Source organism: Bradyrhizobium algeriense, assembly GCF_036924595.1.
GTDB lineage: Bacteria > Pseudomonadota > Alphaproteobacteria > Rhizobiales > Xanthobacteraceae > Bradyrhizobium > Bradyrhizobium algeriense.
In genome coordinates this window covers 6,428,111-6,450,909 of record NZ_JAZHRV010000001.1, presented here as the reverse complement: position 1 = coordinate 6,450,909, position 22,799 = coordinate 6,428,111, and the positions used below count along the sequence as shown (strand labels likewise).

The following is a 22,799-nucleotide window of genomic DNA, read 5'->3' as shown; positions in this document are numbered from 1 at the left end:
GCTCGACGAGAGATGGTGGGCACGGCGCAAACGCGCCTTTGCCCACCCTACGCATTCTCCGCGGAATGCAGGATGGGTGGAGCGACTTGTCCGCCGTAGCTCAACGAGCGAAGGCGGAAGCGATATCCATCATGTTTCCGCGCAGGGATTTGATGGGTTTCGCTTCGCTCTACCCACCCTACAGCGCCAGCTATTCCGACGACAGGCGGACCATCTGGCGACCGCTATTCATTTCCTTGAGGCTGTTGACGTAGTTCTCGGGACGCTGCCAGCGGAGAGGCACTTTCAGTCCCATAAAACTTGCGATGCTGCCGATAAACGCCGTGCAATTGGATGTTTCCGCGTTCCAGACCGGTGAACTCGCTTGCAATTTCTTGATGTAAGCGAACACCCTCTTTGCGTCCGGCTCACTCAGGTAAACCCGGTAGCTCGCGGTCAGGTACTCCGGATCAAGATCGCCATAGCTCGCCCCGGTCTCGGACGGGACCCACGTCAAATGCCCCAGCACGTAGGCAAAGGTGTCTCCCGCAGGCGTGAGGCCCGCGACCTCAACTGCTCGCTCGCTCGTCTTCCCGTACCAGACGAAAGCATGTCCCCAGCTCGCCGCCGTCCTGGCTCTGAAATCGACGTAGTACGGGCCCTTGGCTGTGCCCTGCTTTTGAGCCGCCTGTGCCGCCGGTCTTGGCTGGATAGGCGCGTTACTAGACACAAGCGCATTCGCGTCAGCCAAGCGCTTGTGTGCCTCGTGTGCAGAAGCCGATGGGATTGTGCCTGGGAGCGAAGCTGCGAGTGTGAGTCCCGCAAGCAACCATGGTCCCAATCTGTTAGGTCGACTTGCCACGCTTCGCCCCTCAACCGTCGACGACAAAGGCAGGTTCAACGACCCTCGGTCAATGCCGTGCGCTAGTAGCGCGACACAACGGGCCCGGGCGCCTTGCCGATTGGGCTCTTCCCGACCGGGGTCTTGCCAATCGGCATCTTGCCGACGGCAGCTTGCTGATAGACGGGCTGTCGGCGTGGAATGTCGGCAGCGCTGGCGGCAGTCACCACGGCAAGCGTTGCACCCACTGCAATCGCAATCTTGATCACGGCAGTTCCCCATGACGTTAGACGAAACAAAGCATGCCTGCTGAGCGCTGCCCAGCAGGCATGCCGTGCACATGATCGTCGGAATACGACTACAGTACGGCGGAGGCGTTCAGCGAACGTGACCGCTGTGCGGCAGTTGTGAGACGGGCAAAATCCTCGAGCCCTATTCGTGCGGATCCGTTGGTTTGCCAGGGGCGGCGTTGGTTATGCTGAGGCGCCGCGGTGCCTTGTTTTCAAATGGGGTCATGGCTGTCTCCTTCAGATCAGGACAGCCAAGCCTGTACAGGCTGGAGCGCGCTCTGGATCAAGCCACTCTCACTCCAGCCCGATCTGCGTCAAATCCTGAAACCAGTGCTGCGCCTGCACGAACTTCTTCACCTTCGGCGACAGCGCATGCGGGTTGGTATCGTGCACGACCCAGACTAGCGTGGCGTCGTCGACGATCAGCGCATGGGCCTGCGCCAATAGCTCGTCCTGCTTGGCGACATCAAACGTCTGCTTGGCCTCGTCGATCAGCGCGTCGACCTTGGGGTTCTTGTAGCCGCCCCAGTTGACGCCGACCGGCGCGATCTGGCCGGAGTGGAAGAAGCGGACGATCGCGTAGAGCGGATCTGACGTGACATAGGCGATGTTGTTGGAGGTGATGCCGGCGTTCATCTCGTCGGCCGCGCCCTTGCGCCATGCCGTATAGAGCGTCTCGAGCTCGACCACCTTGAAGTCAACATCGATGCCGATTTCCTTAAAGCTCTGCTGCAGGAATTCGTTCATCGGCAGCGACAGCATCTGCCCGGTGCCGCCTTGCGCGATGATGAAGGTCGCCTTCAGCGGCTTCTCCTTCGAATAGCCCGCTTCCTGCACCAGCTTCTTCGCCGCCGCGACATCGTATTTGAGTTCAAAGGACGGCTTGCCGAACCACGGGCTCGACGGATCGACCTGGCCCTTGGCGGGTTTTGCCAGGCCGTTCATCAGTCCGACCACGGCCTCGCGGTCGATCGCGAGATTGAGCGCCTTGCGAAGCCTGACATCAGTCCAGGGCGAGCCGGGCAATACGCTCAAATGATAATTCCAGACATGCGGCGTGACGTTGTCGACGATCTTCATGCCGGCGGATTTAAGCTGGGGCACCGCGTCCGGCGCCGGTGTCTCGATCAAATCGACCTGGCCTGCCAGCAGCGCATTGGTGCGCGTCAGCGCTTCCGGCATCGGGATCAGCACGATCTTGTCGGCCTTCGGAAGCCGCTTCTTGTCCCAATAGTCGGCGTTCCTGGTCAGTTCAGCCAGTTCGCGCGGGACAAGTTTGGTCAGCTTGAACGGCCCGGTGCCGGAAGGCTGGCTGGCGAACTTGTCCCAGTCCTTGCCGAGCTTTTCATATTGCGTGGGGCTGGAGACCAGGAACCACAGCATCTGGTAGGGGAAGAAGGAATCGACCGCCTTGGTCGTGATCTCGATGGTCGAATCGTCGATCTTGGCGTAGCTCGCCACGGAGGGTAGGCGGGTTTTCACCTGCGCGCTCTGGCGCTTGTCGAACTGCGGTGCCTTGTCATTGAGCACCTTGTCCAGATTCCAGATCACCGCGTCGGCATTGAATTCGCTGCCGTCGTGGAATTTGACGCCCTTGCGCAGGGCAAAGCGCCATTTCTTCTTGTCGCCCTCGTCGACTTTCCACTCGGTGGCCAGGCCCGGCACCAGCTTGCCCGGCCGGTCCGACACGTCCATCTCCCAGGCGACCAGCGGATCGTAGATCGTATAGGCCGAGAACTGATAGGCGCCGGCGCCGCGATCCGGCTGGCCGGTGGTCAGCGGGATATCCGCCATCGAAATGCCGTAGCGCACAACGGTTTCCGCCCGCGCCGAAATCGTAGGCAAGCCTAAAGACAATCCGAGGATTGCCGCGGCAGCAAGAAGCATCGAATTTCGGGTGCGCATGAATTAAGCTCCATCGGGCGGGGTTTGGAGCTAAAAAATGCAAGCTTGATGCCAGATGGAGCATGGAAAGCGCGCTTGCATGCGCATTCACAGGGAGTTGTGCGGCTAATGGCCCCTCACGAAGTGGCTGCCTCAACGCCTGCCTTGGCACAGGCGTTGCATACCTTTGCATAAGAATTAGTCACCCAAGTCGAGAAGGAATTGCTGCATATGCGTAACGACAAATCGAAAAAGACGGCCACCGCGTGGCTGCTGGCAACGGCGCTGGTCGTGGGACTGCCGCAGCTCGCCGGCGCCGAAACGGTGCTGCGGATCGGCATGACGGCTGCCGATATTCCGCGCACGCTCGGCCAGCCCGATCAGGGTTTTGAGGGCAACCGCTTCACCGGCCTGACCATGTATGACGGGCTGACGGCGTGGGACCTCTCGTCGGCCACCAAGCCGAGCGTGATGATCCCGGGGCTCGCGACCGAATGGAAGGTCGACGAGGCCGACAAGAAGAAATGGACCTTCAAGCTGCGTCCCGGCGTCACCTTCCATGACGGCTCGCCGTTCAACGCCGATGCCGTGGTCTGGAATGTTGAAAAGGTGCTGAAACAGGACGCGCCGCAATTTGACGCCAGCCAGGTCGGCGTCACCGCCTCGCGCATGCCGACCTTGGCCTCTGCCCGCAAGATCGACGACATGACGGTCGAGCTGACCACCAAGGAGCCGGACAGCTTTTTGCCGATCAACCTGACCAACCTGTTCATGGCCAGCCCTTCGAAGTGGCAGGCGTTTTATGACAAGGCAGAAGGCGCCGACGCCAAGGCGAAGTCGCAGGCCGCCTGGGCGGCATTTGCGAAGGAAGCCTCGGGCACCGGCCCCTGGAAGATGTCGAAGTTCACGCCGCGCGAGCGGCTCGAACTGGTCAAGAACGAAGGCTATTGGGACAAGGGTCGCGTGCCCAAGGTCGACAAAATGGTGCTGCTCCCGATGCCGGAGGCCAATGCCCGCACCGCGGCATTGCTGTCCGGTCAGGTCGACTGGGTCGAGGCGCCGGCGCCCGACGCGGTCAAGGAAATCAAGCAGCGCGGCTTCCAGCTCCAGGCCAATGAATCGCCGCATGTCTGGCCGTGGCAGTTCTCGCGCATCGAAGGCTCGCCCTGGAATGACATCCGCGTGCGCAAGGCGGCCAATCTGTGCGTCGATCGCGAAGGCCTCAAGGAGGGCCTGCTCGCCGGGCTGATGGTGCCGGCAACCGGAACGTTCGAGGCCGGCCATCCCTGGCGCGGCAAGCCGACGTTTGAGATCAAATACGACAAGGCCGCTGCCCAAAAGCTGATGCAGGAAGCAGGCTTTGGCCCGAGCAAGAAGCTGACGGTGAAGACCCAGACCTCCGCCTCGGGATCGGGCCAGATGCAGCCCTTGCCGATGAACGAATATCTGCAGCAGGCGCTGGCCGAATGCTATTTCGACGTCCAGCTCGACGTCATCGAGTGGAACACGCTGTTCACCAACTGGCGCCGCGGCGCCAAGGATCCCACCGCCAACGGCGCCAACGCCACCAACGTCACCTATGCGGCGATGGACCCGTTCTTCGCGCTGGTGCGCTTCCTGCAATCGTCGATGGCGCCGCCAACGTCGAATAATTGGGGTTACATCAACAATCCCAAGTTCGACGAGCTGGTGACGAAAGCGCGCCAGACCTTCGATCCGGCAGCGCGTGACGCGGCACTCGCCGAACTGCACGCGGCCTCGGTGGATGACGCGGCGTTCCTCTACGTCGCCCATGACGTCTCCCCGCGCGCGATGAGCCCGAAGGTCAAAGGCTTCGTGCAGCCGAAGAGCTGGTTCGTCGACTTCTCGCCGGTGTCGATGGCGCCGTAAGGTCGGGAGCGTGATGCTTGCTCACCCTCTCCCCTTGCGGGAGAGGGTGGCTTCGATGCGTAGCATCGAAGACGGGTGAGGGGTTCTCTCCGCGGATATATGTCCCTCATCTGAATGTCTGCGTCCGCGGATAGAACCCCTCATCCGGCGCAGACTAAAGTCCGCGCCACCTTCTCCCACAAGGGGAGAAGGGAAGAAGAAAAAGTGACTCGTGTTTGCTTATATCGCCCGCCGTATCGTCTATGTGATCCCGATCGTGGCCAGCGTGGCGCTGGTGTGCTTCCTCTTGGTGCACATCACGCCCGGCGATCCGCTGGTAGCCGTGCTGCCGGCAGACGCATCGCAGGAACTCGCCGCGCAGCTGCGCACCGCCTACGGCTTTGATCGTCCGCTGCCGGTGCAGTTCGGGCTTTGGCTGTGGCGCGCGCTCCATGGCGATCTCGGCAATTCGATCGCTACCGGGCGTCCGGTGCTGTCGGAAGTGCTGCGCGCGGTCGGCAACACCGTCACGCTCGCGATTGCCGCAGCGCTGATCGGCTTCACGCTCGGGCTGCTGTTCGGCCTGATCGCCGGCTATTTCCGCGACACCTGGATCGACAAGGTCGCGACTTCGATTGCGATCGCCGGCGTCTCGGTGCCGCATTACTGGCTCGGCATGGTGATGGTCATCATCTTCTCGGTGCAGCTCAACTGGCTGCCCGCAGTCGGCGCCGGTCCCGGCGGTTCCGGCGCCTGGGGGTGGGATTGGGAGCACATGAAGTATCTGATCCTGCCCGCGATCACGACCTCGGTGATTCCGATGGGTATCGTCACCCGCACGGTGCGCGCGCTCACCGGCGATATTCTTTCACAGGATTTCGTCGAGGCGCTGCGGGCCAAGGGCCTGCGCGAACTCGACGTGTTCAAACACGTCATCAAGAACGCCGCACCCACCGCGCTCGCGGTGATGGGGCTGCAACTGGGCTACATGCTCGGCGGCTCGATCCTGATCGAGACCGTGTTCTCATGGCCCGGCTCGGGATTACTGCTCAATTCCGCGATCTTCCAGCGCGACCTGCCGCTGCTGCAGGGCACGATTTTGGTGCTGGCGCTGTTCTTCGTGGCCCTCAATCTCTTGGTCGATATCGCGCAGGCCGCGATCGATCCGCGCATCAAGCGGGGCTGATTCATGACCGTGATGTCGGATACCGTCCTGCAAGCCGCACCCGCCACCAAGGCGCGCGGCTATTGGGCGACCGTTGGCCGCCGCATCTCACGCGACAAGGTCAGCATGGTCTGCGCGTTTGTGCTGGTGCTGATCGTTCTCTCGGCATTGTGCGCGCCGTGGCTTGGCCTTGCCGATCCCTACCAGGGCTCGATGATCCGCCGGCTTCGCCACATCGGCACGCCGAACTATCCGCTCGGCACCGACGAACTCGGCCGCGACATGCTGGCGCGGCTGATCTATGGCGGCCGGCTGTCGCTGATCATCGGCATTCTTCCGGTGATCCTCGCCTTCATGATCGGCACCTCGCTCGGGCTCGTCGCCGGCTATGTCGGCGGCAGGCTCAACACCGCGATCATGCGCACCATCGACGTGTTCTATGCCTTTCCGTCGGTCTTGCTGGCGATCGCGATCTCGGGCGCGCTCGGCGCCGGCATCGTCAATTCCATCGTCTCGCTGACCATCGTGTTCGTTCCGCAGATCACCCGCGTGGCGGAAAGCGTGACGACAGGCGTGCGCAACATGGATTTCGTCGAGGCCGCGCGCGCTTCCGGCGCCGGGCCGTTCACCATCATGCGCGTGCATATGCTCGGCAATGTGCTGGGCCCGATCTTCGTCTACGCTACGGGATTGATCTCGGTGTCGATGATCCTTGCCGCCGGCCTGTCATTCCTCGGCCTCGGTACAAAACCGCCGGAGCCGGAATGGGGCCTGATGCTGAACACGCTGCGCACCGCGATCTATGTCAATCCATGGGTGGCGGCGCTGCCGGGCGTGATGATTTTTGCGGTGTCGATCTGCTTCAATCTGCTCAGCGACGGCATGCGCAGCGCCATGGACATCAGGAACTGACTGGATGAGTGAGACGTATCAGTCAGTCGAACTACTGGAACCGGTCGCGGACGTCGGTGGCGCCGCGCAGCCGCTGCTGCAGGTCACCGGCCTCACCAAGCATTTCCCGGTGCGCGGCGATCTGTTCAGCCCTCGTAAAACCGTGCGCGCGGTCGATGATGTTTCCTTCTCCATCGCCAAGGGCGAAACCGTTGGGATCGTCGGCGAATCCGGCTGCGGCAAGTCGACCACCGCGCGGCTTTTGATGCATCTGATGAAGCGCGATGCCGGCGACATCGTCTATGACGGCATGCAGGTCGGCCGCGCGCTGTCGCTGCGTGAACTGCGCCGCGGCATGCAGATGGTGTTTCAGGACAGCTACGCCTCGCTCAATCCGCGCCTGACCATCGAGGAGTCGATTGCATTCGGCCCAAAGGTTCACGGCATGGCGGATGGCGCGGCGCGCACGCTGGCGCGCGAGCTGCTCGGCAAGGTCGGCTTGCGGGCCGAAACTTTTGCCAACCGCTACCCGCACGAGATTTCCGGCGGCCAGCGCCAGCGCGTCAACATCGCACGTGCGCTGGCGCTGTCGCCGCGGCTCGTGATCCTCGACGAGGCGGTATCCGCGCTCGATAAGTCGGTCGAAGCGCAGGTGCTCAACCTGCTCGCCGATCTCAAACGCGAATTCGGCCTCACCTATCTGTTCATCAGCCACGACCTCAACGTGGTACGCTACATCTCGGACCGCGTGCTGGTGATGTATCTCGGCGAGGTGGTCGAACTCGGCCCGGTCGATAAGGTCTGGGATGCGCCGGCGCATCCCTATACGCGAGCGCTGCTGGCGGCGATGCCGTCGTCCGATCCGGATAACCGCACCGAAACGCCGCCGATCTCGGGCGATCCGCCCAATCCGATCGATCCGCCGCCCGGTTGCCGGTTTCACACCCGCTGTCCGTTTGCGGAGCCGCTCTGCGCAAATGCGACGCCAAAACTCAGCGATGTCGATACAATGGGCCATCAGGCGGCGTGCTACATGGCCATTGCAGGTTCCGGGCACAGCCGCGCGCCGGCCAAAGAAAATGACAAGGGAGCAACCGCCGCATGACAAGACCCGATCCCAAACAGGTCAAGGTAATGACCGACGTCGCCGGCGTGCCGCAGGATTCTGAAGTCTCCGCGCGCATCGCCCATTCCATCGGTCCGGCCTTCGACGGCTTTGCGCCCATTGCCGGCACGCTGCCGATGGATCTCGAGCCTGCGAGCTTTCTCGTGGTGCAGCGCGCGATGGTGTCGAAATGAGCGGCGAACCGGCCCTGATGTCAGCGGTCGCGGTCGCGAAAGCGATCGCGGCTAAGAAACTCTCCTCGCGCGAGGTCACGCAATCCTGCCTCGGCCGGATCGCGCAATGGCAGCCGCGCGTCAACGCCTTCATGGCGATCGAGGCGGACGAGGCGCTCGCCGCGGCGGATGCTGCCGATGCCGCGCTCGCCAAAGGCAAGAATCTCGGCCCGCTGCACGGTGTGCCGATGGCGCACAAGGACATGTATTACGACGCCGGCAAGGTCGTGACCTGCGGCTCCAGGATACGCCGCGATTACGTCGCGACGACAACATCGACCGCGTTGCAACGCCTGAAGGACGCCGGCTCCGTCAGGCTCGGCTCGCTGCAGATGGTGGAATTCGCCTACGGTCCGACCGGCCACAACGTCCATTACGGCGCGGTGCGTAACCCCTGGAACGTCGATCACATCACCGGCGGCTCGTCGTCCGGCTCCGGTTCGGCGGTCGCGGCGCGGCTGACCTTTGCGGCGTTGGGCTCCGATACCGGCGGCTCGATCCGGATGCCCGCGCATTTCTGCGGCGTCACCGGATTCAAGACGACCGTCGGCCTGATCAGCCGTGCCGGCGCGATGCCCTTGTCGCAGTCACTCGACACGGTCGGACCGCTCGCACAAACGGTCGAAGACTGTGCGCTGCTGGTCGGGCTGATGGCGGGCGCTGACCCTGAGGACCCGACTACCTCGACGCTCCCGGTGCCGAACTACATGGCCGCGACCACAGGCTCGCTGAAAGGCCTCAAGATCGGCGTGCCGACCGCTTTCTATGTCGACGACCTCGATCCCGAAGTGGCGCGGGTCCTCGATGAGACCATCGCTACCCTCGGACGCGAGGGCGCCGAGATCGTCAAGGTCGAACTGCCGGATCAGCGTCAGCTCACCGCCGCCTGCCAGATCGTGCTCGCCACCGAAGCCGCTGCCTTCCACAAGCGCTGGATGATCGAGCGGCCGCAGGATTACGGCGCGCAGGTGTTGATGCGGCTGCAGAACGGGCTTGCGATTCCTGCCGTGACCTATCTCGAAGCGATGCGCTGGCGCGGTCCCGCGCTTGCGGCGTATCTCGCAGCAGTGGCCGGCACCGATGCCGTGATCGCACCGGTCGCGCCGATGCCGGCGGCGACCATTGCCGAGAGCGATGTCGGCAACAGCCTCGATGCGGAGGCCGTGATCCAGCGCATCACAAAATTCACCCGCCCGATCAATTATCTCGGCCTGCCGTCGCTTTCGATTCCCACCGGTTTCACTGCAAAGGGCTTGCCGGTCGGCATGCAGTTGATCGGCCGTCCCTTCGACGAGGCAGGGCTAGTGCGGATCGGATCAGCATTCCAGCGCGCCACCGACTATCACCTCCAGGTACCGAAAGCTGCATGAGCAACCTCGTCGAAATCCGCGACCTCAACATCCGCTTCACCGGCGAGCGCACGGTTCATGCCGTCAACGACATCTCGCTCTCGCTTGGCGAGGGCGAGGTGCTCGGCCTGCTCGGTGAATCCGGCTCCGGCAAGAGCGTGACCTTGCGCGCGCTGATGCGGCTGCTGCCGAAGAAGCGGACGCAGATTTCGGGCACAGTGAAGGTGCTGGGCCGCGACGTGCTGGCGATGAACGACGAACAGCTTTCGGCGTTCCGCGGCCAGACCGTCTCCATGATCTTCCAGGAGCCGGCGCTGGCGCTCGATCCCGTCTACACGATCGGCCACCAGATCGCGGAAAGCGTGATGCGCCATGAAGGCAAGAGCCAGAAGGAAGGGATGGCCCGTGCGCTGGAAATGCTGGAGGTGGTGCGGATTCCCTCCGCCAAGCGCCGTCTCGATGCCTATCCGCACGAAATGAGCGGCGGCATGCGGCAGCGCGCGATGATCGCGCTGGCGCTGGCCTGCAAGCCGAAAATTCTTCTGGCCGACGAACCGACCACGGCGCTGGACGCCACGGTGCAGATCCAGATCCTGCTGCTGCTGCGCGAATTGCAGCGCGAGTTCGGCATGTCCGTGATTTTCGTGACCCACGATATCGGCGTCGCCATCGAAATCTGCGACCGTGTGGCCGTCATGTATGCCGGCCAGATCGTGGAGCAGGGCCGCTTGCGCGACATCGTGCGCACGCCGGTTCACCCTTATGCCAAGGGGCTGCTGGCCTCGACCGTGCACGGCGCCAAACGCGGCGCGCGGCTGGAGACCATTCCGGGCACACCGCCTTCGCTAGACAAGGCGCCCGCGAGCTGCTCATTCGCGCCGCGCTGCAGTTACGCGCAGCCGCGCTGCAGCGAAGGATTGCCGCCCAATGTGCAGGTATCGCCGGATCGAACCGCGCGATGCGTGCTGGCGGAGGCGGCGGAAGTTTCTGCTGCTAGCTGATGTGACGAGGCTCGGCTCCGCGGGGCGTTCCCCGGATGCTGCGCAGCGCGCCGCACTTTGCGGCGTGGTACGCTGCTGGTCCGGGGTCCAGATGTCGCGGCGCTAGGTCCCGGCCTGCGGTGCACCCGTTTCGCGCGTCCGGGACACGAGTGAATGATTCACCCACCCAGCCCCGGATCGGCCCAGCGCTCGATCTGCGCCGGCCCCACGACCTGCTTCGGCTGATGGGGATTGAGCGTGCCCGCGCTGGCGGACCAGCCCTTGGCGAGAATTTGCATCGCAAAAAGCTTGGCGTCGATTTCAGATTTAAAGGTGCGGGTCGAGCGCGTCATGCTCTCCGCCGTCTCGTCCGTCCTGTCCGGACCAAAGGTCACATACCAAATGTCGCCATTCTTCATGCCGACATAACGCGGGTGACGCAAAAAAGTTTCACTTCGCAGGCGTTGTTGGAGGGCGTGCGGATTGCGGCTCGTCACATCGGACAATGATGGATAGGCTGTCGTCGGCCTGCGCGTCGTGAACCTGGGGGACTTCAAATGCAGATTTCCAACGAAGGCATTCTCGTCATTCTTTTCGTCGGCCTCGTTGCCGGTTGGCTCGCCGGCAAGATCGTGCGCGGCACCGGCTTTGGCATCATCGGCGATATCCTCGTCGGCATCGCCGGCGCGCTGCTCGCAAGCCTGCTGTTTCCCAAGCTCGGCATCCGCCTCGGCACCGGGCTGGTGTCCGAGATCGTCTACTCCACCATCGGCGCCATCATCTTGCTGTTGATTGTGCGGCTGCTCCGCACCGGCGGCCGGATGTAGCGCGCGCTATTTGGCGTGGCCAACCGCCTCCACGATCCATCGCCGGATGGCAGCAATCCGGCGGTCGCGCGCCTGCTCGGTGCGGGAGACGAGATAGATCGTCTCGCTATGGGTGGCCTCTAACGCAAAGGGCGCGACCAGCTTCTTGCCAAAACCCGGACGCGCCTTGATCAGGGGGGACATGCCGAGCGTGACGCCGAGCCCCTGCTCGGCGGCCTCCAGCATCGCCGGGACGCTGTCGAGCCACAAATGCCCGCGCGGCGTGAGATGCTGAAGGCCGGCTTCCCGGAGCCAGACCGGCCAGGCGCGCGGCTGGGTCGTCAGATGTATCAGCACCTGCCGCGACAAATCTTCCGGCTGCTTCAATCCAGCCTTGATCAGCGCGGGCGCGCAGACCGGCAAGCCCTTCACCGCGACCAGTGGTTCGAATTTCAGTCCTGTCGAATGTTCGCGGCCGTAGCGGATCGCGACGTCGACCCGGGAGGCGTTGAAGTCGGCATATTGATGCGTGGCCTCGATGCGCAGCGTCAGCTGCGGATTGCGCCGCTTGAACTCCGGCAGCGCGGGGATCAGCACGGCCGAGGTGAAGAACGGCAGCGAACTGATCCAGAGTTCGGCGCGCGCATCGCGGCGATGCTGCAACATGTCGCGGCTGGCATCCTGCAGCACCGCCAGCGCGGCAGAGACTTTTGCGAGATAGCGTTCGCCATCGGCCGTCAGCCGGACGGAACGCGCGCCGCGCACAAACAGTTTGACGCCGAACTGCTCTTCCAGCCCGCGGATCTGATGGCTGATCGCCGACGGGCTGAGCGAAAGGTCGCGCGCCGCGCGACGAAAGCTCAGTTGCGAAGCGGCGCGCTCGAACGCCAGCAAGGCTGTCAAGGGCGGGATCGCGCGCAGCGGTGAAGGCGGCGCTTCCAAAGGTTGAATAATACTCATCTGAGGTGAGGAAATCCCTTTTGTGGCGAACTCTGGCTTCCGCCAGACTAGCTTAAGGTTCAACATTTCTCACCTCAGGATACCGCAACCTTGGCCATCTTCGAGTCCGTCGGCCCCAATCGCTGGCAACCCACGGCACTTGCCGCCGGCCCCTTCGCCGGCCTGCAGGGCGGGGCGGTCGCAAGCCTGTTGACGGCGGAAGTCGAGGCGCTGGCGGAGAAGCGTAAATGGGGCACGGCGATCGCATCGTCGGCCTGGTTCCTGCGCCCGACCCCGATGACGGTTTTGCGAACCGCGCTTTCGGTCGTGACCGAGGGCGGCCGCGTCAGTGTGATCGACAACACGCTCTGGCCCGACGACGAGGACCAGCCCTGCGCCACCGTGCGGGTGACGCTGTCGCGCGAGCGCGCGGTCGAAGTGCCCGGCTTTGGCGATCCCGCAAGCGATGCCGCCGATCCCACCCGGTTTCCGGTGCGCACAGGGCGAGCGGCGCATGGCCGGCCCTGGTTCATGGATGCCATGGAGGCCCGCGCGGGTGACGGCGTCGCCTGGTTTCGCATGAACCAGCCGATCATCGATGGCGCGGGATCGCTGTCAAAGGTGCCGCTATCCTCCGTGCTGGGACCGGCGGACTGGACCCATGGCATCGCCCGGCCGGTTAGGGATGTGGTGGCGGATCCGAACCCCAATCTGACGGTTCAGTTGTTCCGCCAGCCTGCCGGCGAATGGGTCGGCATTCGCGCGCAAGCCCGATGGCGGCCGGCAGGTGGAATTGGCGCCGGAAGCGGCGTCCTGCTCGATATCAAAGGCGAGATCGGCCGGGTCTCGATGTCCGTGATTCTGGTGCCGTTTCCGCACCAAACGAAGCCCGAATCCGCCGCGGGGCTGGCGCCGGTGTCGAATTAGCGGCCCCAAGGCGCGACTTCCATCTCCACCTGCTTCATGGGGGTGAATTGGATACAGGTTAACGTGACTTAAAATAGACGGTGTCCAAAAACATCGGTAAAACCAGCACGTCACCTGATCCTTTTGAAGAGATACGCATAAATGGCAGCCGCTCCCGTCCGGCGTTCCGAGCTCGGTGAAGCGCTGCGCGCTTGTCGCAACGCCTTTATCGGCGTCGGCGTCATGAGTTGCATGATCAATTTGCTGTACCTCACCGGCTCGATTTTCATGCTGGAGGTCTACGACCGCGTACTGCCGAGCCGCAGCGTGCCGACCCTGGTTGGCCTCGTGATTCTCGCTGGCGGCCTTTACATCGCCCAAGGCGGCCTCGATCTGATCCGCGGTCGCATTCTTGGCCGCATTGGAACTGCACTCGATGAAGCCCTCAACACGCGCGTGTTCGAAACCGTGGTGCGGCTGCCGCTGCTGGTAGGCAGCCGCAACGAGGGCCTGCAGCCGCTGCGCGATCTCGACAATGTCAGGTCGTTTCTCGGCAGCATGGGGCCGGGCGCGTTCTTCGATCTGCCATGGCTGCCGTTCTATCTCGCGATCTGCTTTGCATTTCACTGGCTGCTCGGCGTCACCGCTCTGGCCGGCGCCGTCATTCTGGTGACGCTGACACTGATCACCGAGTTCCTGTCGCGCACGCCGGCGAAGGAGGCGATGACGCTGGCGGCGCGGCGCAGCGATCTGGCCGCCGCCAGCCGGCGCAACGCCGAAGTGCTGGTCGCGATGGGCATGTCCGGACGGCTGACCAGGCGCTGGAGCGAGGCCAACGAGATCTATCTGGCAGGCAATCAGCGCGCCAGCGACATCGCCGGCGGCCTGGGCGCGGTCGCAAAAGTCTTGCGCATGATGCTGCAATCGGCGGTGCTCGCGGTCGGCGCCTACCTCGTGATCCACCAGGAAGCCACCGCCGGCATCATCATCGCGGGCTCGATCCTGAGCGCGCGGGCGCTGGCGCCGGTCGATCTCGCCATCGCCCACTGGAAAGGTTTTGTCGCCGCGCGCCAGAGCTGGCATCGCCTCTCCAAGCTCCTGGAACAGATCCCGGCTTCGAACCAGCAAACCCTGCTGCAGGCCCCGACCAAGCGGCTGTCGGTCGAGGCCGTCAGCATCGTGCCGCCGGGCGATCAGCGCGTCATCGTGCAGGACGTCAATTTCGCGGCCGATGCCGGCACCGGCGTCGGCGTCATCGGCCCGAGCGGTTCCGGCAAATCGTCGCTGGTGCGCGCGCTGGTCGGCGTCTGGATGCCGGCCCGCGGCAAGGTGCGGCTCGATGGCGCGGCGCTCGACCAGTGGTCGTCGGACGTGCTCGGCCGCCACATCGGCTATCTGCCGCAGGACGTCGAACTGTTCGCCGGCACCGTGGCGCAGAACATCTGCCGCTTCGAATCCGAAGCGAAGTCGGAGGCGATCATCGCCGCCGCCAAGGAAGCCGGCGTGCATGAGATGATCATCAAGATGCGCGAGGGCTACGACACCCAGATCGGCGAGCAGGGCGCGGCGCTGTCTGCCGGGCAGGCCCAGCGCGTGGCGCTGGCGCGGGCGCTCTACGGCAATCCGTTCCTCATCGTGCTCGACGAGCCGAACTCCAATCTCGACAGCGAGGGCGACGAGGCGCTGACGCGCGCGGTGCGCGGCGCGCGCGCACGCGGCGCCATCGTGGTCGTGGTGGCACACCGGCCGATCGGCATCGAGGCGGTCGATCAGCTTCTGGTGCTGAAGGACGGCCGCATGCAGGCGTTCGGTCCGAAGGAAACCGTGCTCGGCCAGGTGCTGCAGCGGGTGCCGTCGCCGCCGACGCCGATCAAGATCGTTTCCGAAGCAGGAGCGAAGAAATCATGACCGCCGAGCTGACAGGCGCGCGCCGTTCGATCCGCGCGCATCTGATTCTGGGTCTTTCGCTGATGCTGGTGCTGGCCGGCGGGTTTGGCGGCTGGGCCTCGACGGTGCAGATTTCGGGCGCGCTGATCGCGCCGGGTTCGGTGGTGGTCGATTCCAACGTCAAGAAGGTGCAGCACCCAACCGGCGGCGTGGTCGGCGAGGTCAGGGTGCGCGACGGCGACATCGTCAAGGCCGGCGATGTCGTGGTGCGGCTCGACGAGACCGTGGTCAAGGCTAGTCTGGCCATCGTCGTCAAGACGCTGAACGGATTGTGGGCGCGCGCGGCGCGGCTGGAGGCCGAGCAGCGCGGCCTCGACAAGATCAAGTTTCCCCCACAGCTGATCGATCAGGCCGGCGATCCCGATGTTCGCGACGTCATGGCGAGCGAAACCAAGCTGTTCGAGGTTCGGGTATTCGGTCGGGCCGGGCAGAAATCGCAGCTGCGCGAGCGGGTGTCGCAGCTCAACGAGGAAATCGCCGGCCTCACCGCGCAAGAGCAGGCCAAGGACAAGGAAACCGCGCTGGTTGAGAAGGAGCTGGTCGGCGTCCGCCAGCTCTACGAGCAGCGCCTGATCCAGATCTCGCGCCTGACGGTGCTGGAGCGCGACCATGCCCGGCTGTCTGGCGAGCGGGCGCAATATATCGCCGCGCGTGCGCAGGCGAGGGGCAAGATTACCGAAACCGAACTGCAGATCATCCAGGTCGACAAGGACGTGGTCAGCGAGGTCTCCAAGGATCTGCGCGAGACCAACGACAAGATCGGCGAGTTCGTCGAGCGCAAGGTCACCGCGGAGGATCAGCTCCGCCGCATCGACATCCGCGCACCGCAGGACGGCGTCGTGCTGCAATCGACGGTGCACACCGTGGGCGGCGTGATCACCGCCGGCGACGCCATCATGATGGTGGTGCCGCGGGCCGACGATCTCTCGGTCGAGGCCAAGGTCAATCCGCAGGACATTGACAAGCTGCAGATCGGCCAGAAGACGCTGCTGCGGCTATCCGCCTTCAACCAGCGCACCACGCCGGAACTCAATGGTGTGGTGACGCGCGTCTCCGCCGACGTCACCACCGACCAGCGCACCGGCCAGAGCTACTACACCATCCGCGTCTCGCTGCCGCCGGCCGAAGTCGCCCGCCTCGGCGACAACGTCAAGATCATCCCGGGCATGCCGGTCGAAGCCTTCGTCCAGACCGGCGACCGCACCATGTTCTCCTATCTGATGAAGCCGTTCAGCGACCAGCTGATGCGCTCGTTCAGGGAGAGGTGAGTCTCTCTCCGTCGTCCCTGCGAAAGCAGGGACCCATAACCACCGGCTTCAGTTGTTGAAACGAAGCCGTCGAACAGCGTCCCTCAAAACACACGGCACGGCGTATGGGTCCCTGCGTTCGCAGGGACGACAGTGTGCCCGCCCCCCTACCTTCTGTCATACTCATCCGGCCCCATCGCGTAAGGCCACTGCTCATGGCCGGGTGCGTAGGTGCGGTTGGTCTCGGCCGGGTCGCGGTTGACCAGCGGCCGCATGAACATCGGGTGCGTGGCGCTGCGGACCTCGTGTTCGACAGTGAACAGATGCCTGCCGCCATCGAGGTCGACGATGTCGCGAAAGCGGTATTGATACTGGTTGTCTTCCTGCGAGATCAGGCCGCGCTCCCGCAGGCGGCGGTAGGGACCTGAGAAGTCCGTGATGTAGATCTGCACATGATGCCCGTCGAACTCCGGCCGCGCGCGGTCGGTCTCGCGGAACTGCAGGTACTGATCCTTGCCGGCCTTGACCCGCGCCACGGCGTTATCGCCGTTCAAGAACTCGGCCTGCATCCCCATGATCGCGGGATAGAAGGCGCAGATCGCTTTCGCGGTGCCGACTGGTACGTCGAACTCGACATAGGGAATGCCGAGCGTGATGCGCCCGAAGCGCGCGGCGTCCGGCTCATAGCAGCGAACGCGGTTGCCCCAGGGGCAGATCGCCTCGACATGGTCGTTATGCTCGGTGAACGCGAACGACGTTCCTTCCAGCTTCTTCGCGACCGACGCCAGCCGCGCCAGCAGCGCCGCGCGGCCTGAGATGACGATGCCGGTATGGCCGCGCAGCACCTGCGGCGCGCCATCAGGCAGATGAAACTGGCTCCTGCCGACATTGACCCACATGTTGGTGTCCGACACCATCAGATAGGGATCGCGGGTCAGTCCGAGGCCGGCGATATAGAACAGCGTCGCCAGGCGTTGATCGGGGATGGTGACGTTGACATGCTCGAAATGGATCGAGTTGCCGAGATCCTCTGCGGCGCGGTCGAATTGTTGTGGCATGGGTGCGATCCTCGGATGGGCCTGCTCTTGTAGGGTGGGCAAAGCGCAGCGTGCCCACCATTCATTGAACGGGATCGAATTGGTGGGCACGCTGCGCTTTGCCCACCCTGTACCCTTCTGGCGTTCGGCACCAGTCGTTGATGTAGACTGGCTGCACGGGCCGATCTGCCGGGAGCTGCCTGACCCACCCGTGCTATGAGCCACCTTCGTAGGACCTGCGCCCCGGTGGAGCGGCTGCGATCAATATCCACTAGGAGGTTTGCGCCAAGAGCGCCAGTACAGGGATCGATCGGGATCGCAGTGGGCCCGCTTTGAGAAGCGAGGAGGTCCAGTAATGGTTGAGGATGTGCGTTGGTTTGTCGGGATCGATTGGGCAACACAGAGCCACCGCGTTTGCCTGCTTGATAGCGAAGGAGGACGCATGGGCGAGCGGGAGTTCGCCCATGGCGGAGCCGGACTGATGGAACTGCGAGATTGGTTGCTGCAGAAGACCGGGGCTGCGCCGGGGCAGATCGCCGTCGCGATCGAGATGCCGCATGGTCCCGTGGTGGAGATGCTGCTCGAGCACGGGTTTGTGGTCTTTGCCATCAATCCCAAGCAGCTCGATCGTTTCCGCGATCGCTTCACAGTCGCAGGCGCCAAGGATGACAGCCGAGACGCCCTTGTCCTTGGAGACTCACTGCGTACCGATCGGAAAGCCTTCCGGCAGCTTGCGATCGACAATCCGGTGGTGATCGAGCTGCGCGAGTGGTCGCGCCTCGTGGACGAGTTGCAGCAGGAACGGACGCGTCTGGCCAATCGTCTGCGTCAGCAGCTGTGGCGCTACTATCCGCAGGCGACCGAACTAGCCGATGATGTCGGGGACGACTGGTTCCTGGCGCTGTGGCAAAAGGTGCCGACCCCCGCCGCCGCCGCGAAGGTAACGGAGAAGACGGTTGCGCGCATCCTCAAGGACCACCGCATCCGGCGTCTCGATGCCGCCACCGTGCTGCAGACCTTGCGCAAGACGGCCTTGTTCGTCGCCCCAGGCACGACGGAGGCCGCTTGCGTGCATATCCGCAGTCTCGCGGCGCGCATGCACCTGGTCAATCAGCAGATCAAGGAAGCCCACAACGCCCTGGACGGCCTCTGCGCCGGGCTCGCGGCACCGGACGAGGAGAGCCCGTCGGGGCAGAGCCGTGAGCAGTGTGACGTGGCAATCCTTCGCTCCTGGCCGGGAATCGGCAGGATTGTTCTCGCCACACTGCTCACCGAGGCAGCGCAGCCGCTGCAGGCCCGAGATTATCACGCCTTGCGTGCGCTGGCAGGGGTTGCTCCGGTGACGCGGCAAAGCGGCAAACAACGCTTCGTGATCCGCCGCCACGCCTGCAACAGGAGGCTGCAGACCGCCGTTCATCATTGGTCGCGCGTTGCCATCCAGCACGATGCTGCCGCGCGGCGCCGCTATGATGCCTTGCGGCAGCGCGGCCACGGCCATGCACGTGCGTTGCGTAGCGTGGGCGATCGCCTGCTCTCGGCTCTATGCTCGACCCTCAAGAGCCGGACCCTGTATGATGCCAACCGCGGGAGTTCGCAGATCTCCGTCAAACAGTAAGCCTCATTCCTTGGTTCGGCCGCTTGCGACCATTCCTTCGTCCCGACCTGCCGAACCCGACAGCGACGCGCGCAGACGCTGTCCAGGATGCCATCGGCACCGGCGTAGCCGGCGCGGAGCGTCCTGGACGGCGGCGAGCACGGCGCTACGCTCGTCATTCAAGGACGCCCAGCTCCTTGACGAAAGCTAGGAGGTCCTACGAATCTACTTCGACAAATTCTCCAGCAGCAGATTGAGCGCCGTCTTCGCAAACGCCTGCATGTTGGCCTGCCGGTCGGCGCGGCCGGTTTCCAGCGTGAACACCGATTGCGACGGCCCCGCCACCGCCATGCAGCTATGGCCGGCGGCGTCGCCGTAACGGTTGCCGGTCGGTCCCGTCGCACCCGTCTCCGACAAGCCCCAGTCGGTTGCAAAGCGCTGGCGGACCTGGCTTGCCAGCAGTTTCGCATAAGGCTCCGACGCAGAACGGATGCCCTTCATCGCCTCGTCAGGAATATCCATCAGCAGCCGCCGCGCATCGCGCGTGTAGACCACGGCGCCGCCGAGGAAATAGGCGGATGCGCCCGGCACCGAAAGTAATGCCGCCGAAACCAGGCCGCCGGTTGAAGATTCCGCAACTGCAATCGTCTGTTTGCGCGCGATCAGTTGAGCGGCAATCTTTTCGGCGATTGTCACGAGCTCTTTCATTTCAACTCCCTAAAAATTCCCGCCAGTCATGTCCTCCTAGCACAGGAGGTCCACATTTGCCGAGTTGCGGCGCAGCGGCCGCCCTGATTGAATACCTCAAACAACCGCGGCCCACGCGGGCCGAAGAGGAAACATCATGACGTCGCCGCTTTCCGGCGGCGTGGATTGCGATCTGCATCCCGCCGTTCCTCATCTGACCAGCCTGCTGCCCTACATGAACGACTACTGGCGCGACCAGGTGACGACGCGCGGCATGACTGACCTGGTCTCGCAATCCTATCCGACCAATTCGCCGATCTCGTCGCGGCCGGACTGGCGACCGGGGCAGGGCAAGCCGGGTTCAGACCTCGCCGACATGCAGAAGCAGGCGCTCGACCGGTTCGGCACAGCTTACGGCATCTGCAATCCCTTGTACGGCGTGCAGATGGTGTTCTCCGAAGACATGCAGGACGCGTTCTGCCGCGCGCTGAACGACTGGCTAGCCAAAGAATGGCTCGACAAGGACGCGCGGCTGCGCGGCTCGATCGTGATCCCGACGCAAAGCGTCGAGAAGTCGGTCGCCGAGATCGAGCGCTGCGCCGCCGACAAGCGCTTCGTCCAGGTGCTGGTGCTTGTCATGGGCGACATGCCCTTGGGCAAGCGCGCCTACTGGCCGATCTATGCGGCGGCCGAACGGCTGGGCCTCACCATCGGCATCCACGCCGGCAGCGCCTATCACAACCCGCCGACCTCGGTCGGCTGGGGCTCCTACCACATCGAGGATTACGTAGCCCAAGCCACCGCGTTCCAGACCCAGCTCACCAGCCTGATCGTGGAGGGTGTGTTCGCCCGCCACCCTGGTCTGAAGATGGTGATGCTGGAAAGTGGCTTCACCTGGCTGCCGGCCTATCTGTGGCGGCTGCACAAGTTCTGGCGCGGCATACGGATGGAAACGCCGTGGGTCGATCGGGCGCCGCTGGAGATTGTGCGCAGCAATATCCGCTTCTCGCTGCAGCCGGTCGATGCGCCGCCCGATCCCGCAACCCTGAACCGCCTGTTTGACCATATGCAGTCGGACGAATTGCTCCTATTCTCGACCGACTATCCGCATTGGCAATTCGACGGCGACGCGGTGCTGCCCGAGGGGATTTCCCCCGATCTTGTTCGCAAGATCATGATCGACAATCCGCTTAAGACCTACGGCCGATTGGAATTCGCAAAGGAGACGACGCCATGAACGTCCAGTTCCGCGACCGTCCGGAGCCCGCGTCACCCGTCAACGTCAGGACCGCGATCGCGGATTGCGACATCCATCCGGCCCGTGCGACGGCGGACGAACTCTATCCTTTCCTGGAAAGACGCTGGCACGAACATCTCGAGGCCTATGGCAAGCAGGCCTATCACGGCATGATGGAAGGCCCGCCCTATCCGAAGGCGCAGCCGAACGCCTCGCGCCGCGATGCATGGCCGCCGGAAGGCGGTCCGCAGGGCTCCTCGCTGTCCTTCATGCAGAAGCAGCTTCTCGATCCCTACAACGTTGCGCTCGGCGTGCTCAATCCGCTCGCCAGCGGGCAGGGGTTGCGCAACCAGGATCTGGCCGGTGCGATCTGCTCCGCGATCAACGACTGGCAGATCGAGAAATGGACAGCCAAGGATTCTCGCCTGAAGGGCTCGATCGTCGTCGCCAATGAAGACGGCGTTTCCGCCGCCGCCGAAATCCGCAAGCGCGCCGGCGACAAGAACTTCGTTCAGGTGCTGCTGCTCTCGCGCAATGTCGAGCCGCTCGGCCAGCGCCGCTACTGGCCGGTCTACGAGGCGGCGCAGGAGATCGGCCTGCCGGTCGGCATCCACGCTTTTGGCTTCGGCGGCAATCCGCTCACCCCATCCGGCTGGCCGAGCTTCTACATCGAGGAGATGGTCGGCCATGCGCAGTGCCAGCAGACCGTGCTGGCGAGCCTGGTGCTCGAAGGCGTGTTCGAGCGATACCCTAAGCTGAAGATGGTGATGATCGAGGCCGGCTTCGGCTGGGCGCCGTCGCTTGGCTGGCGGCTGGACAAGAGTTTTGAGCGGCTGCACAGCGAGGTGCCGTATCTCAAGCGTAAGCCATCGGAATATATCCGCGACCACATCTGGTGGACCACGCAGCCGATGGAAGACCCGGAGCGCCGCGACCATCTGTTCCAGGTGATCGAATGGATCGGCTGGGACAAGCTGTTGTTCGCGACAGACTATCCGCATTGGGATTTCGACGAGCCGTCGCGCGTGTTGCCGGCCGGCGTCAGCGACGCCAACCGCGAAGCGTTCTATCTCGGCAATGCGAAGAAGCTTTATGGTTTGAGCTGATGGTTCGTCATGTGATTGCCCCGGTAGACGAGTTGCCGCCGGGTACGCGAAAATTCCTGACCATCGACGAGCGGCCGATCGCGATCTTCAACATCAAGGGCGAGTTCTTTGGCCTGCTCAACCGCTGCCCGCATCAGGGCGCGGCCTTGTGCGAGGGTCCGCTGATCGGGCTCGCGCAATCCTCCGATCCCGGCGAGATCGAATACACAAAGCTCGGCGAGATCATCCGCTGCCCCTGGCACGGCTGGGAATTCGACATCCGCACCGGCCAATCCTATTGTGACCCCAAACGCTTTCGCGCCCGCGCCTATCCGGTCAATGTCGAGCCGGGATCGGCGGTGGTGAAGGGGCCTTATGTCGCGGAGACGCTCGCCGTGTCGGTCGAAAGCGATTACGTCGTGGTGGATCTATAGCGAGCGTCATTCCGGCGACGCGAGAACCCGGATGCGTCATTGCGTGGCTCTTGCCGTAGCGATGGGTGATCGAACAGAAATATTGTTTGGCGCGTCGCGGCTATCGCGCGGCGAGTTCTGCTTCCAACTCGGAATACGATCTTTTCGTTCTTGAACACGTTGAACGTGCAAGATGGCGTTGGCGCGGGGCTGTCGCTGCCCTCACATATGAACTATTTCACACTGTGACTGACTTGCTGTGCTTGAGGCTGACGTTCGCGAGGCCTATGCTGGCTGGATTAACGAAGGAGAAGC

Annotated in this window: 22 protein-coding genes; 15 read left to right on the top strand and 7 right to left on the bottom strand. The window is 63.7% G+C overall.

The window, feature by feature from the left end:
• Window positions 1-190: 190 nt before the first annotated feature.
• The 3 genes from V1286_RS31095 to V1286_RS31085 all read right to left on the bottom strand — a co-directional run bounded on the left by V1286_RS31095 (window position 191) and on the right by V1286_RS31085 (window position 3,015).
• Window positions 191-841, bottom strand: a complete 651-nt coding sequence (locus V1286_RS31095; RefSeq protein ID WP_334490025.1) for a hypothetical protein — start codon at window positions 839-841, stop codon at window positions 191-193.
• 62 nt (window positions 842-903) lie between these two features.
• Window positions 904-1,089 carry a hypothetical protein gene (locus V1286_RS31090; protein ID WP_334486189.1) on the bottom strand — a complete coding sequence of 62 codons (186 nt, stop codon included), beginning with the start codon at window positions 1,087-1,089 and terminating at the stop codon, window positions 904-906.
• 315 nt (window positions 1,090-1,404) lie between these two features.
• On the bottom strand, window positions 1,405-3,015 hold the full coding sequence (locus V1286_RS31085; protein WP_334486187.1) for an ABC transporter substrate-binding protein: 1,611 nt from the start codon (window positions 3,013-3,015) through the stop codon (window positions 1,405-1,407).
• A gap of 210 nt (window positions 3,016-3,225) precedes the next feature.
• Between V1286_RS31085 and V1286_RS31080 the strand changes: the two genes are divergently transcribed.
• The 7 genes from V1286_RS31080 (at window position 3,226) to V1286_RS31050 (ending at window position 10,607) form a co-directional block, all read left to right on the top strand.
• Window positions 3,226-4,884: an ABC transporter substrate-binding protein gene (locus tag V1286_RS31080; RefSeq protein WP_334486185.1), complete on the top strand. Its 1,659-nt coding sequence runs from the start codon at window positions 3,226-3,228 to the stop codon at window positions 4,882-4,884.
• A 211-nt stretch (window positions 4,885-5,095) separates the two neighbouring features.
• A complete protein-coding gene (locus V1286_RS31075) occupies window positions 5,096-6,049 on the top strand; it encodes an ABC transporter permease (protein ID WP_334486183.1) in 954 nt (317 codons plus the stop codon).
• Window positions 6,050-6,061: 12 nt separating this feature from the next.
• On the top strand, window positions 6,062-6,940 hold the full coding sequence (locus V1286_RS31070; protein WP_417021292.1) for an ABC transporter permease: 879 nt from the start codon (window positions 6,062-6,064) through the stop codon (window positions 6,938-6,940).
• A gap of 4 nt (window positions 6,941-6,944) precedes the next feature.
• Window positions 6,945-8,024, top strand: a complete 1,080-nt coding sequence (locus V1286_RS31065; RefSeq protein WP_334486178.1) for an ABC transporter ATP-binding protein — start codon at window positions 6,945-6,947, stop codon at window positions 8,022-8,024.
• Window positions 8,021-8,218, top strand: coding sequence for a hypothetical protein (locus V1286_RS31060; RefSeq protein WP_334486176.1), 198 nt, complete (start codon window positions 8,021-8,023; stop codon window positions 8,216-8,218). The genes V1286_RS31065 and V1286_RS31060 overlap by 4 nt, the downstream gene beginning before the upstream one ends.
• Window positions 8,215-9,627 carry an amidase gene (locus tag V1286_RS31055; RefSeq protein WP_334486174.1) on the top strand — a complete coding sequence of 471 codons (1,413 nt, stop codon included), beginning with the start codon at window positions 8,215-8,217 and terminating at the stop codon, window positions 9,625-9,627. Before V1286_RS31060 ends, V1286_RS31055 begins: the two co-directional genes overlap by 4 nt.
• The gene (locus tag V1286_RS31050) at window positions 9,624-10,607 is read left to right on the top strand and encodes an ABC transporter ATP-binding protein (protein ID WP_334486171.1); all 984 of its coding nucleotides are present in this window, start codon (window positions 9,624-9,626) and stop codon (window positions 10,605-10,607) included. The genes V1286_RS31055 and V1286_RS31050 overlap by 4 nt, the downstream gene beginning before the upstream one ends.
• Before the next feature lie 158 nt (window positions 10,608-10,765).
• Here the strand turns inward: V1286_RS31050 and V1286_RS31045 are convergent, their stop codons facing one another.
• Entirely contained in the window at window positions 10,766-11,092 is a 327-nt protein-coding gene (locus V1286_RS31045; RefSeq protein ID WP_334486169.1) for a hypothetical protein, read from the bottom strand.
• Window positions 11,093-11,143: 51 nt separating this feature from the next.
• Here V1286_RS31045 and V1286_RS31040 point away from each other — a divergent pair, with 51 nt between their 5' ends.
• Window positions 11,144-11,413, top strand: a complete 270-nt coding sequence (locus tag V1286_RS31040; RefSeq protein ID WP_334486167.1) for a GlsB/YeaQ/YmgE family stress response membrane protein — start codon at window positions 11,144-11,146, stop codon at window positions 11,411-11,413.
• Between the two features lie 6 nt (window positions 11,414-11,419).
• Here the strand turns inward: V1286_RS31040 and V1286_RS31035 are convergent, their stop codons facing one another.
• Window positions 11,420-12,352, bottom strand: coding sequence for a LysR substrate-binding domain-containing protein (locus V1286_RS31035; protein ID WP_334486164.1), 933 nt, complete (start codon window positions 12,350-12,352; stop codon window positions 11,420-11,422).
• A gap of 90 nt (window positions 12,353-12,442) precedes the next feature.
• On the opposite strand from V1286_RS31035, the gene V1286_RS31030 reads away from it, so the two are divergent.
• The 3 genes from V1286_RS31030 to V1286_RS31020 all read left to right on the top strand — a co-directional run bounded on the left by V1286_RS31030 (window position 12,443) and on the right by V1286_RS31020 (window position 16,452).
• The gene (locus V1286_RS31030; RefSeq protein WP_334486161.1) at window positions 12,443-13,258 is read left to right on the top strand and encodes an acyl-CoA thioesterase domain-containing protein; all 816 of its coding nucleotides are present in this window, start codon (window positions 12,443-12,445) and stop codon (window positions 13,256-13,258) included.
• 141 nt (window positions 13,259-13,399) lie between these two features.
• Window positions 13,400-15,145, top strand: coding sequence for a type I secretion system permease/ATPase (locus V1286_RS31025; protein ID WP_334486158.1), 1,746 nt, complete (start codon window positions 13,400-13,402; stop codon window positions 15,143-15,145).
• Window positions 15,142-16,452 carry an HlyD family type I secretion periplasmic adaptor subunit gene (locus V1286_RS31020; RefSeq protein WP_334486155.1) on the top strand — a complete coding sequence of 437 codons (1,311 nt, stop codon included), beginning with the start codon at window positions 15,142-15,144 and terminating at the stop codon, window positions 16,450-16,452. Before V1286_RS31025 ends, V1286_RS31020 begins: the two co-directional genes overlap by 4 nt.
• A gap of 146 nt (window positions 16,453-16,598) precedes the next feature.
• Here the strand turns inward: V1286_RS31020 and V1286_RS31015 are convergent, their stop codons facing one another.
• Window positions 16,599-17,489: a hypothetical protein gene (locus V1286_RS31015; protein ID WP_334486152.1), complete on the bottom strand. Its 891-nt coding sequence runs from the start codon at window positions 17,487-17,489 to the stop codon at window positions 16,599-16,601.
• Between the two features lie 334 nt (window positions 17,490-17,823).
• Between V1286_RS31015 and V1286_RS31010 the strand changes: the two genes are divergently transcribed.
• Window positions 17,824-19,083, top strand: a complete 1,260-nt coding sequence (locus V1286_RS31010; protein WP_334477947.1) for an IS110 family RNA-guided transposase — start codon at window positions 17,824-17,826, stop codon at window positions 19,081-19,083.
• A 204-nt stretch (window positions 19,084-19,287) separates the two neighbouring features.
• On the opposite strand, the gene V1286_RS31005 is transcribed toward V1286_RS31010, so the two are convergent.
• Complete coding sequence (locus V1286_RS31005; protein WP_334486149.1) at window positions 19,288-19,770, bottom strand: CinA family protein; 483 nt, start codon at window positions 19,768-19,770, stop codon at window positions 19,288-19,290.
• 136 nt (window positions 19,771-19,906) lie between these two features.
• Between V1286_RS31005 and V1286_RS31000 the strand changes: the two genes are divergently transcribed.
• The 3 genes from V1286_RS31000 to V1286_RS30990 are packed head-to-tail and all read left to right on the top strand — an operon-like array spanning window position 19,907 to window position 22,505.
• Window positions 19,907-20,986: an amidohydrolase family protein gene (locus V1286_RS31000; RefSeq protein WP_334486146.1), complete on the top strand. Its 1,080-nt coding sequence runs from the start codon at window positions 19,907-19,909 to the stop codon at window positions 20,984-20,986.
• Window positions 20,983-22,092 carry an amidohydrolase family protein gene (locus V1286_RS30995; protein WP_334486143.1) on the top strand — a complete coding sequence of 370 codons (1,110 nt, stop codon included), beginning with the start codon at window positions 20,983-20,985 and terminating at the stop codon, window positions 22,090-22,092. The genes V1286_RS31000 and V1286_RS30995 overlap by 4 nt, the downstream gene beginning before the upstream one ends.
• Complete coding sequence (locus V1286_RS30990; protein ID WP_108512224.1) at window positions 22,092-22,505, top strand: Rieske (2Fe-2S) protein; 414 nt, start codon at window positions 22,092-22,094, stop codon at window positions 22,503-22,505. Before V1286_RS30995 ends, V1286_RS30990 begins: the two co-directional genes overlap by 1 nt.
• The last annotated feature ends 294 nt before the right edge of the window (window positions 22,506-22,799 follow it).

What these genes read in the sequence shown, in the direction of transcription:
- V1286_RS31015 (WP_334486152.1), bottom strand. Translation starts at nt 17,489, where the DNA reads ATGCCACAACAATTCGACCGCGCCGCAGAGGATCTCGGCAACTCGATC.
- V1286_RS31005 (WP_334486149.1), bottom strand. Translation starts at nt 19,770, where the DNA reads ATGAAAGAGCTCGTGACAATCGCCGAAAAGATTGCCGCTCAACTGATC.
- V1286_RS31010 (WP_334477947.1), top strand. Translation starts at nt 17,824, where the DNA reads ATGGTTGAGGATGTGCGTTGGTTTGTCGGGATCGATTGGGCAACACAG.
- V1286_RS31080 (WP_334486185.1), top strand. Translation starts at nt 3,226, where the DNA reads ATGCGTAACGACAAATCGAAAAAGACGGCCACCGCGTGGCTGCTGGCA.
- V1286_RS31040 (WP_334486167.1), top strand. Translation starts at nt 11,144, where the DNA reads ATGCAGATTTCCAACGAAGGCATTCTCGTCATTCTTTTCGTCGGCCTC.
- V1286_RS31055 (WP_334486174.1), top strand. Translation starts at nt 8,215, where the DNA reads ATGAGCGGCGAACCGGCCCTGATGTCAGCGGTCGCGGTCGCGAAAGCG.
- V1286_RS31060 (WP_334486176.1), top strand. Translation starts at nt 8,021, where the DNA reads ATGACAAGACCCGATCCCAAACAGGTCAAGGTAATGACCGACGTCGCC.
- V1286_RS31025 (WP_334486158.1), top strand. Translation starts at nt 13,400, where the DNA reads ATGGCAGCCGCTCCCGTCCGGCGTTCCGAGCTCGGTGAAGCGCTGCGC.
- V1286_RS31000 (WP_334486146.1), top strand. Translation starts at nt 19,907, where the DNA reads ATGACGTCGCCGCTTTCCGGCGGCGTGGATTGCGATCTGCATCCCGCC.
- V1286_RS31070 (WP_417021292.1), top strand. Translation starts at nt 6,062, where the DNA reads ATGTCGGATACCGTCCTGCAAGCCGCACCCGCCACCAAGGCGCGCGGC.
- V1286_RS31065 (WP_334486178.1), top strand. Translation starts at nt 6,945, where the DNA reads ATGAGTGAGACGTATCAGTCAGTCGAACTACTGGAACCGGTCGCGGAC.
- V1286_RS30995 (WP_334486143.1), top strand. Translation starts at nt 20,983, where the DNA reads ATGAACGTCCAGTTCCGCGACCGTCCGGAGCCCGCGTCACCCGTCAAC.
- V1286_RS31050 (WP_334486171.1), top strand. Translation starts at nt 9,624, where the DNA reads ATGAGCAACCTCGTCGAAATCCGCGACCTCAACATCCGCTTCACCGGC.
- V1286_RS31020 (WP_334486155.1), top strand. Translation starts at nt 15,142, where the DNA reads ATGACCGCCGAGCTGACAGGCGCGCGCCGTTCGATCCGCGCGCATCTG.
- V1286_RS30990 (WP_108512224.1), top strand. Translation starts at nt 22,092, where the DNA reads ATGGTTCGTCATGTGATTGCCCCGGTAGACGAGTTGCCGCCGGGTACG.
- V1286_RS31085 (WP_334486187.1), bottom strand. Translation starts at nt 3,015, where the DNA reads ATGCGCACCCGAAATTCGATGCTTCTTGCTGCCGCGGCAATCCTCGGA.
- V1286_RS31035 (WP_334486164.1), bottom strand. Translation starts at nt 12,352, where the DNA reads ATGAGTATTATTCAACCTTTGGAAGCGCCGCCTTCACCGCTGCGCGCG.